Here is a 13,819-nt window from a genome sequence, read left to right as displayed (position 1 = left end):
TCTGCTAAATCTGCGAGAGAATGAAACACAGGACTTATATCCGTAAAATTTAATATCCAAAAGGATTATCAACACTATGCATTGGCTCAGTAAACCACTTTGCCCCGTTTTCGGTCATGTAAAAATGATCTTCGTGTCTGATTCCAAATTTCCCCGGAATACAAATCATAGGTTCGTTGCTCACGACCATTCCTTCCTTTAATTTTATTTCGCTTCCGCGTACTAAATACGGGAATTCATGAATGTCTAATCCGGTTCCGTGCCCTACTCTGTGGGGCAATCCCGGTAAATCATAGTCAGGGCTTAATCCGGCTTCCGCCAAAGTTTTCCTCGCCGCGTCATCTACTGATCCGCAGGAAGCATCGATATTAGCCGCTTCAAAAGCAGCAAATTGAACTTTTTGCTCTAGATTCCAAATAGTTCTGTATTCTTCAGAAGGAGTTCCGTATGCATAAGATCTTGTAATATCAGAAAGATAACCCTCTAATCTACAGCCTGTATCTACGATTACAGCATCATTTTCTTTTAAAGGCTGAGGAACCGAAACGCCATGAGGATATTGTGTATCATCGGCAAATAAAACAATACAGAAGTAAGAACCCGAAGATATTCCGGCATTAATGTGTGCTTTATGAATAAAATCAACCACTTCATCAACTGAAATTCCGGGTCTTAAAATTTTAGCAGCAGCGCGCTGAACCTCCATCGTAATGTCTTTTGCTTTTTGAATAATGGCAATTTCATTTTTAGATTTTTGCATTCTACAAGCGGCTGTAATCTCTTGTGCGTTTATAAAAGTGTATGACGTATTGGCTTTTGAAACTCCATCAACTAAAAAATAAGGCGAAGATTCATCAATTGCAATTCTGCCGTATTCAGTGCTTTTATCATTCAATAATTTTCCGAATAAAATATAGGGCGATTCATGTTCTTCCCAACAATTAATATTGGCCTGAACTTTCATGTATTTTTTAAAAGTACCTTCTTCAAATTTTGGCACTATATATTCTAAAGAGCCATCATTAAATAATAAAGCGCCAACCATTCTTTCAGAAGCATTCCACTTCGTTCCTGTAAAATAATACAGGTTCGTTCCCGCATTCAGATAAAGTGCCTGAACAGAAAGCTCTTTCATCAAGCCAGTTGCCTTTTTGATGCGTTCCAGATATTCCTCCAACTGAATTGGCTGTACATCCTGAGTTCTGTTTTCTATTTTTTCTAATTCGATTGCAGCAGTAGAACCGCCTATACCTATTGTCATCTTCTAATTATTTTTATAATGAAAAGCTAAATTAATCAATATTGGTTATTCTCTTTTAGGTTTCGTCTGTTTCATTAATTCCAATACACCTTTTTGATCAAGTGCATAATCGTACAAACGCAAAGAAGCCATAAAACCAGAGAAATTTTCTCCAATATCTGAAGCTCCAATGATAATTTTTGCTTTTTCAATGGCAGACGATAGCAGCATATTTTGCGAATTATCCAAAACTCCATCTACATATATTTTTTCTACCACACCATCAAATGTCAGCACGATATAATGCCATTTATTGGCCTCCGGAATCGTATTGTAACGCATATCAAAATGTCCGTCCAGATGCGGTGCAGCTCCGTAGTTGCTGCTATTATAAGCCAAAGCATTGTACGAATTGGCTAAATTAAATTCGTTTCGATCACACCATGATGCCAGAATTTCTCCTTCTTTGGCAACATCAGGATTTTTAACCCAGGTTGCCACTGTATATGAGCCATTCCATGCTAAAGATTTCGGAACTGGCTTATCTAATGTCAATGCTCCGTTTTTAAAATGAAAAGCTTTAATGCCGTCTGGTTTTTCTAATGATATATCTCCGCTTTTTGTGAAAGTTCCGCCAATCGAACCTTTATTCGAAATTGTATTTAAGGATGAACTATCTGAAATTTTGCTTGCATCAAGATCAACTATTAATTTCTTAGTGCTTTTTACTGCAGGAAGTGTTTTCGATGTTACGTTTTTTAATGGTAAAGGAAGATCAAATAAAGAACTATACACTTTTATGTTCCAGACTGCAGGGTAAAGTCCCACTTTTTCTGTACCCAAAACGGTGAGTTTGATATAACGGGCTTTTACATCATTATCATCAATCATTGGACTTCCCGCAGTACGGTTTTTAGATTGATCAGCATACAGAAACCAGTTTTTTCCGTTTGAAGAATATTCCAGTTTGTATTGGTAATAGTAACTCGCAAATTCAAATTGCGTCATTATTCTTTTTATGGTTTGAACGGTTCCCAAATCGATGGTTAAGTCTTCAGGTGTCGTATTATTCGCCGCTTTCCACATCGTGGCATTATTATCATCTGTAGCGTAAGAAGCTTTATACTCGTAATCGTATTGAGTCGATTTTAAATGATAATAAGATGATGCTGTTGTTTTTGATCCGAAAGCAATATCCTTTGGTACAATTGATTTCACAAGATCACTTATACCTTTACTTGTAGGCACTACTTTTTGTATGGTAGAATCATTTTCAAAAATCATTTTATCAATACAAACCTGTCTCGCCAAACCTCCTCTTGTCATAGGATAATCGTGTTTATGATACACGATGTAATAATCATCATTTTCTTTCAGAACAGAGTGATGACCCGGACCATGAACGGTTTGATCTTCATTGGTACTCAAAATAGGATTGTTTTTCCCCGGAGTAAAAGGGCCGTAAGGAGAATCAGAATACGAATAGCGAACATTATAAGTTTCGTCGTGACAAGAAGCTCCGGAATACATTAAAATGTATTTAGAACCTTTTTTCATCATATAGGCAGCTTCAAACGGCGCGGGAGTTTGCGCAAGCGGAATATTGGTAGAATGTACCATTTCTCCCATTGTTTTTTTGTTTAATTCACCCACTGCATATCCTCCGTTATAATGTACCCATGTTCCCCAATACCCGTAAATTTTACCATCGGTGTCTTTGAAAAACTGAGCATCCAGAGACGGATAACCTTCTCGTGGATATCCGTTTGAAATTACGGGAATATCCTTTTCGCTTAATTTTTTCCAAGGCCCAACAGGCGTGTCTGAAACATAGCCGTAAATATTACAGCCTATTTCGCAATTTCCAAAATACAGATAGTATTTACCATCGTCTCCTTCTACAATATCCGGAGCCCAAAAATTTGTAATTGATTTTGCTGAAAATGATGGTATTTCCATGATATAATTGACCCAATTCTTGAAGTCTTTACTATACCAGACTGTAGGTGCGCCCGATGCCAGCATTTCATTATCTGTCGTGGCATAGATATAATAAATATCGCCAAACTTTTTAATGGTAGGATCAGCAAACCAACCCGGCAAAATAGGATTTCCGGCTCCCGGCGTGTTTACAGGGATATCTTTTTGAGCAAAAACAGTTCCTGTAAAAACAAGTATGATAAGACTGTAAAATAGTTTCTTTTTCAGCATTGTAGTTATTATTTATTTGAAGAGTTTTTGTTTATTTTAAACGTTGGATATGATTTTTTGAGACAGCAATTCATTATTGATTTGCAAATGCAGTATTTTATTTTCTCGCAGATTTGGCAGATTTAGCAGATTTTTTTATAAACTCTTGTTTACATTTCTTAAAAATATATAAAAAGAATTAAGCCTTTTTTTGACAGCTCAGTAACTATATCTACAGTAATTAATTTTAAAAAAATATGTTAAATCTGCCAAATCTGCGAGAGAAAATTTTAAACGCGTAGCAACATAGTTTTTTTAATAAAAAAAGATGTTTCTCTTTTAACAAGCGGGACTTCTCCCTAAGTCTAGCGACGCGCAGCCTGACAATTCACAATCAATGAATTCTATTAATATTTCCAAACCAATACATCCGCGGTTTTTATTGCTTTGTTGCCAATAATAACTTTTGCTTTTTCCGGTAAATTCATATTATAAAACTTATCAGAATAATTGACTGCAATACCAAATCCGTCGCGATATTCAACCATAATTCCTTCAGGATAATTTTCTATCAGGGCATTTTGTTTTTGGTACAACTTTCTTAATACCTGTTTTTCAAGTTCACCGTTTTTAGAATCTACACCAATATAAGTTACAGTTCCTTTACCTAAATTACGCGAAATAATCGCAGGTGTTCCGGCATAAAAATCGCCATCGTAGGTGGCCCAAACTTCGGTTTCTTTATTTGGTTTTAATAAATCTCCCCAACTGGTCCAGGCAAATTCCTGATTATTAAATTTAATAACACCCGGAGATTGCGGCATTAGTAAATCATATGATTCTATTTGAGAACCTATTAAATTCCACATAGGTTCATAAAACTTTGCTTCCCAAAGATGTCCCTGACGGTTTTGAATTCCGGATCGGCAACTTAGGATTAAATTCCCTCCGTTTTTTGCATACAAGGTTAGTTTATCAATCATTTTTTGATCAATCATCTGATAAGCAGGTACTATCAAAAAAGGATATTTAGAAAAATTAGTAGTGTCGCGAACAAAGTCTACCGGAGCACCAAAAGATTTCGTCGCTCTGTAATATTTTAAAAAGTGTCCAATAGTATTCCACTCTTTTGTTTGCTTGTTTAATTCAATGCCCATTACATTATCCGGATTGAACAGAATTCCTGTTTTTCGCTTTACATAATAATCCGGCAATGTTGCCTTAGCATCATACTTTTTTCGCAGCGTATCAATTTCTTTTATAAACTGACCAAATTCATTACCACCTACCGTTGGCGTTACACCATCGGTACCTACAATACCGTAATGAAATTGCTCATAACCGTATAAAGGCGCTCGAAAACGATAGGTACACGCAAATTTACTTCCGCCGGCAAAAACATGCCACAACCACATGCGAACACTTCCCGGCAACGGTTGCGGGTTAATACTGCCCCAGTTTACTTGTCCCGGCTGTAATTCCATACAACCATACATTCCTTTTAAAGGGCGAAAAAAGTCATTCGACATACCAATACTGGTATAATCGCCTAAACGATATCCTTTTGAACCTACTCCTAAACTTCCTCCGTAGACCAAATATCTTGTGTAACAATCAAAATCCAATTCTTTAGACATTCCAACGAAACTTTCATCGTAGTTGGATCTGTAGTTAGACGTAATCCATTGGTCTTTACTTACCAATTTTCTTATGGTAACTGCCTGACTATCCAGAAAAGTAGCCGTTTCCTCATCAGCAAATCGATAATGATCTAATTGCGAATGCAGGTTCATTCCCCATTCTTTATGCAACGGAATATTAATTTGACTAAAGTCAGAATAAGTGCCACTCCAGAAATTGTTTCCCCAAGACTGATTTAAGGCATCAATGGTTTTATATTTTGTTTGTAACCAATTGCGATAGCGATTTTGCGCATCTGCACCATAATCCAGAAAGCGGGACGGTTCGTTGTCAACCTGCCAGCCAATAATGTTTTTATTATTACCATATCTTTTGGCCAATTCCCCGATCATTTTTAAAGAATAAGAACGATAATAATTACTTGAAAACGATGCGTGTTGTCTCGAACCATGATCGGTTTTCGTACCATCTTCATAAGTAGCAAGAACATCCGGATGCTGGCGAACAAGCCATACCGGAGGAGTTGCTGTCGATGTACACATAATAATTTTTAACTTATATTTTGCAGCAATTTCAACCGCTTTATCCAGCCATTTAAAATCATAAACACCTTCCTGTGGTTCTAATTGTGCCCAGGCAAATTCTCCAAAATGGGTAAATTCGAAACCCATTTCGGCAATTTTTTTCAAATCACGATCCCATTGACTCTGATCCCAATGTTCCGGATAATAATATACCCCTACTGTGGTCAGGTCTTTTTTGGGAAAAAATTTATCGAAATTTTGTGCAATGGAATTTAAACTCGCTGCTATTCCGAATAAAACAAATAGCAGTTTTTTGAAAAGATGTTTTGATGACTGTTTCATTCTTATAATTTAATTTGAATTGCTTTTGTTTTCAACGCAATTTTATACGCTCCTCTTACTTTTTCGTAAGGTAATTTTACCTCTTGATCTATTCTTAAATAAGCATCAGGCGTATACGCTGTTTTAGGATCTAAAGTAATTTTTACTTCACCTGTTTTGGTATTGTAGCTTACTTTATTGAATGTTCCTGCATCTAATGTCAGCCACATTTTTTTTGCCCCAATGAATACTTTAGATTTAGCTGCTGTTGTAATTTCTACTTCAACTTCATCGCCTTTTTCTTTTAAGTTTCCTCCAAAAGCCAGCCAGCCTAAGTCTTTTTCATTGGTTATAAAAGTAGCTGTATTTACCGCATAACCAAAGAATCCGGAACCATAATCCCCAGATAAATAGTCGATTCTAAGCGTTTCAGGATAAGAGTGAAAAGCAGATGGGCCGAAACCATCCTCGGTAATATTCGAAATTCCGCCTAATAATCCGCCGTAACCAACTTTTAGTAAATGAAAATCTTCAGGTGTTTTTCTGAATTGTTCCAAAACCGGTATTGCATTCAACGCTGAACCATAATGATGAATCTGACGCTCTACTCTTGATAATTTTCCTCCATACAAAAAGTCCCAATACCTGCGCGCGTTTCCGTTATAAGCCCAGTTAGGCATTGTTGGCATATAGGCTAAAATGGCATCCAGCGTGATCTTTGCTTTGTCATTGTATCCAAAATAATCTGACCACATATATACTTCTTCCTGACCTGTAGAATCCCAAGGCATTTCGCTTCCAAAAGGATAATTTAGCGTTCTCCAATGATCAGCTCTTGCTTTCATTTTAGCTTCCAGATTATTAGCCATTTCTGTATATCCTTCGGTTTTTAGATCTTTTAAAATCAATAAAAAAACTGTTCCTTCCATTTGTCCAAATTGTGCATAATAAGGCGCCAGTGTTGTCATTGCGATACTCGTTTCGTAAGCATTTTTTAAATACCAGTCCCAACTGTGATTTGTGACCAAACCTTTGTGGTATCTGGCCAAACGATACATCGTCCAGTGTGCAGCGGCAACGTGTGGGTAATTGTATGATCTTCCCGGATCATCAGATCCTTTTTTGTCCCATGCAGCCCATGTTTTGTAATTTACATCTTTACTGTACGTTCCGTCCGGCATTAACGTAGGTTCGTAATAAAAAACACTCTTTTTAACACCGTATTTAAGCGTATCTGCTGTATTGTATTGAATTCCGCCCCACAATGTTTTGTCAACAAATTGCTCTAGTTTTACTATTTCTTCTTTATTGGGTTCGATCAATTGTTTCATAATAGCACCCAACCAGCCTCCTGCTCCACCTTCGTCACTTAAACCTGCAATCCATACACGACTGTCCTGACTTACTTGTTTTTTAGTTTCATAATCATACGAAATTACAGAAGGATTTCTGTGAAAAGGATCATTTTTCTCATCAAACCATTGCGCGGTTGTAGAGAAATGACCAAAATCTGCCACAACATCTTTTTCAGCTTTTATTACTTTATAATTAATAGTTTGCTGTAAACCATCTTCATAAGTCACGGTCAATCTGGCTCTGCCCCATTTTTTTCCGTTTACTTTGTATTGAAAATATCCTTTATCATTTTTTCCTTTTGTCTCAATTGCCAAAGCACCTTCCGGTTCAATTTTAAAAGATTTAACGGCTTTTTTATATTGTAAAAAAAGCTGGCCATCTACATCTTGCGGCAATACATATCCGGGAACTCCTATCGCTACCGGGCGTTCTTTTTCGATTAATGTTTTCTGGATGTTTTTAATTTCATCAACCAATACCAATTTCAAAGAGAAATTTTTAGAGGCTCCGGGCTGAAGTGTTAATGAAGAAGGAGTATTCCATTGTTCTGCTGATTTCCATTCATTCTCAGCATAGGCTTTACTCAATGGCATCCATTCATGAAATCCTTCAAAAACGATACTTCTTGGCGTAGCGTCATCCAATAACGGACGATAAGCTTCAAATGGCATATTTTCTTCCGGAAGTAATAATAATGCCGGACCGTGACCGCTTAATCTTTTTACTTCAAGATAACCTGCATCTTTACCAATGTACGGATCAAAAAACACATTATGGGCATGTGTTTCATCCAGTGATTTTCCTTCAAGAATATTATTAAAAACCATAGGAATTCCTAAAGCTCCAATTTCTATTGCTGCGCCTGAAGTATTTGTAATTTCAAAACGCATCACTAAATCTCCGTTTTTATCTTCGTAATAACGTTTTACGCTAAGCGGAGTTCCGGCCGGAAATGTATTCGAAAGATCTGCCCCCGCCAATTTAGTTCCTGAAACCGACAGTTCTTTTACCGAAGCACGTTTGGCAGCACTCGAATAATTTTTCCAGGCTCCGTTGGCATCTTTAATTCTAAAATTAATATCTCCCAATTGGTAAAGTCCATCCTTGTCCCTGATCGAAAGTCGCTCACCCGGAGTAAAATCAAAGGTTTTATCTGTTACAGGAGATAAAGCTGCTACGGTTTGAGATGATTTTAATAATTTCAGCTGAAATGATTTGGTGCTTACATTAATGAATCCTTTATCTATCTCCAATGTCGATTTTTCGGCTTTGATTTTATCCCAATACTCCTGCGCTTGCAGATTATTTGAAGCCATTGAGCAACAAATCATCACGGCTAATAATGTTATTTTTTTCATGTTTCTTATTATTTAAAAAATCTAAACAGACTTTATTTATTCTTTTTATTTATACTTTTTAGAGATGAATTTTATTCTAATTAATTCAAGTTGCTAATGACAATGTCATTAAGTTAAAATTTCACATAACCGCTTTGCGATCTTAAAGCAAAGCGCAATTCATAAAGCTTTGTAAACTTTGCGTAATCCTTTGCGAACTTTGCGTAATCCTTTGCGAACTTTGCGGTAAAATTTTATTTTTTGCTTTTTAAAAAACTTAACTTAATGACATGTTCATAAGGATTATACTTATTAAATACCAGCTTGAATTAATTATTTAAAATCAGTCGAAAACTTCCAATTCGTTTTATAATCTTCAGCAACAGGTAAATCTTCCAGTATAATTCTGAGCATTTCAACCGGCATTATATTTTCTTTTAAAACTCGGTCGTGAAATTGCTTTTCTGTCCAACCTTTGGCCAGCAATTCGTTTCTTAAAGCATAAAACTGTAATCCGCCTGTCATGTAAGCAACCTGATATAATGGTGCATCTCCGCTGGCGAAAGAACGTCTTACTTCAGCTTCTGCATTGGCTCTTTCGTGTCCTACTTCGTTTACTAATAAATCAATGCATTGTTGCGGCGTCATTTCTCCTAAATGGTATTTTAATGAAAAAATGATTCGGGCGCAACGGTGAATTCTCCAGAATAACATTCCTAATTTTTGTTCCGGCGTTTGCGGAAATTGTTTGTTCCAAAGGTTGATTTCCCAATACAAAGCCCAGCCTTCCATCCAGAACGGTGTATCAAAAGGCTGTCTGTAGGATTTGTAACGGCTGTTCATAAAAAATTGCAAATTATGTCCCGGCAATAATTCATGTTGTACAGTCGCAAAAGAAAAGTTTGGATTATTGCCACGCATACTCATCAGCTTGTCTTTCTGGTCCATATCCTCGGTTGGATACGAAATGCTAATTTCCCATCCACCTGTAAAGAATGGATTTATTTTCTGGCGTTCCGGTGTCATCATAATCATTTGCCAGGTTTCTTTTGTCAAATCCGGCAAGGTGATTAAATCCCTGTCTTCGATAAATTTAACCGATTGCTCATACAAACTTGTAATAGCTTGCGGTTGTTCGCCTGCCGGAACATAAGTATCTTTTACATGTTCCAGTGCTTTTTTCCAATCGTTTCCGTAACCTAATTCTGTCGATGCTTTTATCATTTCTTTCTTGCACCACTCAAATTGGTTTTGTGCCGTAGCAATAAGTTCTTCAGGCGAATACGGAATATATTCGTACGATAAACTTTTGATAATAGCTTCTCTGCCAATTGGTTTTCCTATAATACCGCTTCCGTCATCTTTTACGCTGTTTTTAGAATAGTTACCTCGCAAAAATTCTTCGTAAACTTTAAGTTTATCCGATAGGTTTTTATACGGTTTCTGCATCCACCAGGTAAAATCAGGATCGTAACTATAATAAAATTCATAAGCTTCTTTTAATGATTTCTCGAAAGAAACAACTGACTTGGCTGCTTTATCTGCTGCAAACCAGTCTTTAAAAGGTTTATTTTTTAATACCTCTGTTTTTTTATCAATACTAATTCCGGCAAGGTCAAATGCTTTTGCCAATTGACTCGAAACGGGTCTTTTGCCTCTTCTTCTTTCTTTGATAAAAAGCGTAATATCATCTGAAAAATCCAATACCGAAGCGACTTCTTTATACCCTTTATATTCTATTTGTAAAAAGTAATTCTCTTTATTAATTAGATTTTTCAACAGCAAATAATCTACTTTTCCGTCTTTAGATAAATTTTTAAAATCGATAGCTTTTACTGTTTTTTCCCAATCGGCATAAAACTTTGAAAATCGAACATAATATTCTTCTGATTCATTATTGGAATAAAAATTCTGCAAGGCTGTTTTATCGGCCTGAAAAGTATTTATAACATCAATGAGATCGTTTGCAAATGAGGGAACTGCCATTGCTAAAAATAAAAAAAGGGTTAGGAAATATTTTTTCATGTTTTTGGTTTGATGATTCTGAATGTTTTTTTTGCCACAGATTAAAAGATTAAAATGATTTTTTAATCAGTGCGAATCTGTGTAATCTGTGGCATTATTTTTTAGCTTTTTTTAATAAACTATTTCAGCGTAACATCCAGATAAACCGAATGGCGGCCGTAGCTTTCGTAAAATGGTTTGTACACAATTCCGTCGATAGTAAACTCTAATTTCTTAGGATCGCCCTGTATCGATTTGCTGATATCTTTTACGTCTAATGTTACTTTACGCCAGTCTTTTCTTGGTTCCGGTTCCTGCGCGGCAAGCAATATTGGTCCGTAAAATAAACTCGCGATATTTTGCTGATCCATTACAGATTCTAAATGAAACTGAAATGGCATGCGTAATTCAACTGTATCTCCGTCTTTCCATTTTCTATTCAAAGTAAGATAGCTTCCGGGTTGTACTTTTATTTTTTCCTCTTTTCCATTTATCTTCACAAAAAATCCTTTGGTTGCCCAATGTGGTACACGAACTTTAATATCAAAATTGCCATTTCCTTTGATGGTCAATCGAGTAAAATCTTCATTAGGAAAATCTGTTGTTTGTACTATGGTTACCTTTTTTTCTGTCCATTCTAAAGTAGATGATACATAAAGGTTGACATACAATGTATTGGTGTCTGTACTTTTAAAATAAATCGAATTCTGAAATTTTGTATTACTCTCGATTGCAGTTCCGTTGCAACAAGTAAAACCCGTCATATGAGCATTTCCAAACTGTTTTACTGAACCTGGTCTTAACGGTACGTGATACGTATTGGCAGGGCTATCTTGTGCTACAGAAGCCAGAATATGATTGTAAAGACCACGCTCGTAGTAATCCATATATTCTGCACGCTGATCATAAAGGAACAAATCACCAGTTAGTTTCAGCATATTATAAGTCGCGCAAGTCTCATTTTGACCTCCCGATGAAAACCCATTTTCGTAAATAGTCGCGGGCTGGCTTATAAAACATTCTGCATTGGCAGGATTTCTTGCTCCAGCAACTCCCCCAATCGTATACATATAATCGTTTACGGTTTTGTACCAAAAGTTATCTGCAACGTTGTAATATTCCGGCGTATTAGAATCGCGGTACATTTCGAGCGCTCCCATAATTTGCGGAATGTGCTGATTGGCATGTAATCCTCGGAAAGTATCTACATTTTTAGCCAGTCCGTGTGAGTGTTTTGAATCGCCGTAAAACACTTTGATGTTGTCGAATAATTGGGCTACTTCCAGATAATGGGGATCTTTTGTTATTCTGTACAATCTTGCCATGGCTTCGTTCATTCCGCCAAATTCTCCAGCGATATATCGGTTCCACATGCTAATAAGCGTTTCGGTAGGTAACTTTTTCATACGGGCATACACCCAGTCTCCCATACCTTTGGCTGTTTCAAGCGCTTTTTCGTTGCCGCTAACTTCGTAAACATCCATTAATCCGGCAAGGATTTTATGCAAAGTGTAATAAGGTGCCCAAATTTGAGTTTTTTGTCCTCCGTAAGTTGCTCCATTTTCGAGCATAATAAACTGATCCGGCGGATAGGCACTAATGAAACCTTTACCCCAATTCCAATAATCAGTACGAATACCTTCCGGACTCAAATCTGAATCGTAACTTGTTTTTCCAGGGCCAAAAGGAACTTCCGTAGGATCCGACACAGATTTACCTCCGGCTTCCTTTGGTTTTCCTGAAAGCTGTTCTAAGTCGTACAACGTATTGACCATGTACTCCATTTTATCCTTAAAATTGGCCTGAAGCGTTTTATCATAACCTGTACTTGCATATGCCTGAGCAATGGCGGTTAGGTAATGTCCGGTTGCATGTCCGCGTAATTTGGTTTCCTGTGTATCCCAAACCCCTAATGGTTCTGCGCCTGTTGGCTGTGCTTGTCCAAAAGCGTTACGGAACATATATAAAAAAGAATCCGGATCTGTAGTCGCAAGTGTTGTGATGAATTTATCGCGGTTTTCTATAAATTTTGTCTGATTTCCGTCAAGATCATTATTCAAAGAAACCTGATCGAGATGAAATACTTCTAGTTTACGTTGTGGTGTTTGGTTTGCTTGTGCTGTAATTACTTTTACAACTGCTTTTGGCTTCAGCTCTGTTCCGGGAATGATTCCGGTTACAGTATATTGCCCTGTTTTTAGTACCTGACTATTGTCTGTTGGTGCCGGCCAGATTACGCGGACTTCCGGTCCCTGAACGCCATCTTTGTAAATTCCTTTGATATAACTTGGCAATCGCGGCAGATATCCAACTCCGGTTGTTACCGAAATATCTGAAACGCTGGTTAAATACTGATTATAAAGTTGCGGACTTGTTTTAGGAAACGACGGAAGATCTTTAGCCTGTTCTTCTCCTGTTTCTTCTTCCTGCTCTTCTTTTAAAGAATTATGATAGATTCTGGCAACTTGTTTATCATTTAAAGGAATTCTGTAAATTCTAAAATCATGTAGTTTAGCATTCAGAGAAGCACTTTCTGATGTTAATGATTTACCAATATAAAGCACATTTTTATCTCCTGATTTATTATCAAAAATCTGATCTAAATTGAGTGCTACATTTTTAGTTTCGCTTACCTGTACTCCATTCACGAAAGTGGTAATAGATTTTGATGGAATATTGATTACAACTGCCACATGATACCATTTGTCTTTTTCCAGAGCTGGTGCATTTGCTTTGTATTTTGCTCCTGCCCCACTATTTATTTCAGCCTGAAATCCTCCATCAGTTGCTATTGGTTCAGCAAAAAAATGAGCATTGGCACTTTTTCCAAAATCAAAAAATATTTGTCCTTTTTGTGCAGATCGCAGGAAAATCCAGCCTGTTATACTTACAGATTCTTCTCCTACTAATGCGTCACCCGGAAGTGTTACAAAAGCTTTAGCATCTGCCGGTAAAGAGAGTACTTTGCCAAACTGTTCGTCATTTACAAATTTGGCTTGTGATTCCTGAATCTTACCGTGTAAATTATTTCTTGACCAGTCTTTTGCATTTCCGTCAAATATATAGCGCGCAATCAATCCTGTCTCCCCAATTCCGTCTAAAATCTGATCGCCTCCTTGTGCCATTAACGTTGTTGAACAAGATGCCCAAAAACTTAACAATACACAAATAAATAGCCTGTATCTTTTCATAATCTAAATCTTTTA

6 protein-coding genes are annotated in these 13,819 nt (G+C 36.8%); all 6 read right to left on the bottom strand.

The genetic code is table 11. The features are described from left to right. Positions 1-49: 49 nt before the first annotated feature. The 6 genes from FLP_RS05000 to FLP_RS04975 all read right to left on the bottom strand — a co-directional run bounded on the left by FLP_RS05000 (position 50) and on the right by FLP_RS04975 (position 13,804). The gene (locus FLP_RS05000) at positions 50-1,261 is read right to left on the bottom strand and encodes a M24 family metallopeptidase (protein WP_065448428.1); all 1,212 of its coding nucleotides are present in this window, start codon (positions 1,259-1,261) and stop codon (positions 50-52) included. Positions 1,262-1,306: 45 nt separating this feature from the next. Continuing rightward, positions 1,307-3,451 (bottom strand): family 43 glycosylhydrolase, encoded by a 2,145-nt coding sequence (locus tag FLP_RS04995; RefSeq protein ID WP_065448427.1) that lies wholly within the window; start codon positions 3,449-3,451, stop codon positions 1,307-1,309. A gap of 386 nt (positions 3,452-3,837) precedes the next feature. Continuing rightward, entirely contained in the window at positions 3,838-5,937 is a 2,100-nt protein-coding gene (locus tag FLP_RS04990) for a beta-galactosidase (RefSeq protein ID WP_065448426.1), read from the bottom strand. Positions 5,938-5,939: 2 nt separating this feature from the next. Continuing rightward, positions 5,940-8,630, bottom strand: a complete 2,691-nt coding sequence (locus FLP_RS04985) for a DUF5695 domain-containing protein (RefSeq protein ID WP_065448425.1) — start codon at positions 8,628-8,630, stop codon at positions 5,940-5,942. 312 nt (positions 8,631-8,942) lie between these two features. Next, complete coding sequence (locus tag FLP_RS04980) at positions 8,943-10,634, bottom strand: DUF885 family protein (protein ID WP_065448424.1); 1,692 nt, start codon at positions 10,632-10,634, stop codon at positions 8,943-8,945. Between the two features lie 119 nt (positions 10,635-10,753). Beyond that, the gene (locus tag FLP_RS04975; RefSeq protein WP_065448423.1) at positions 10,754-13,804 is read right to left on the bottom strand and encodes a beta-L-arabinofuranosidase domain-containing protein; all 3,051 of its coding nucleotides are present in this window, start codon (positions 13,802-13,804) and stop codon (positions 10,754-10,756) included. Positions 13,805-13,819: the final 15 nt, after the last annotated feature.

The organism is Flavobacterium piscis, from assembly GCF_001686925.1.
GTDB lineage: Bacteria > Bacteroidota > Bacteroidia > Flavobacteriales > Flavobacteriaceae > Flavobacterium > Flavobacterium piscis.
The sequence above is the reverse complement of the archived record's forward strand: the minus strand, read 5'-3'. Positions and strand labels throughout refer to the sequence as shown.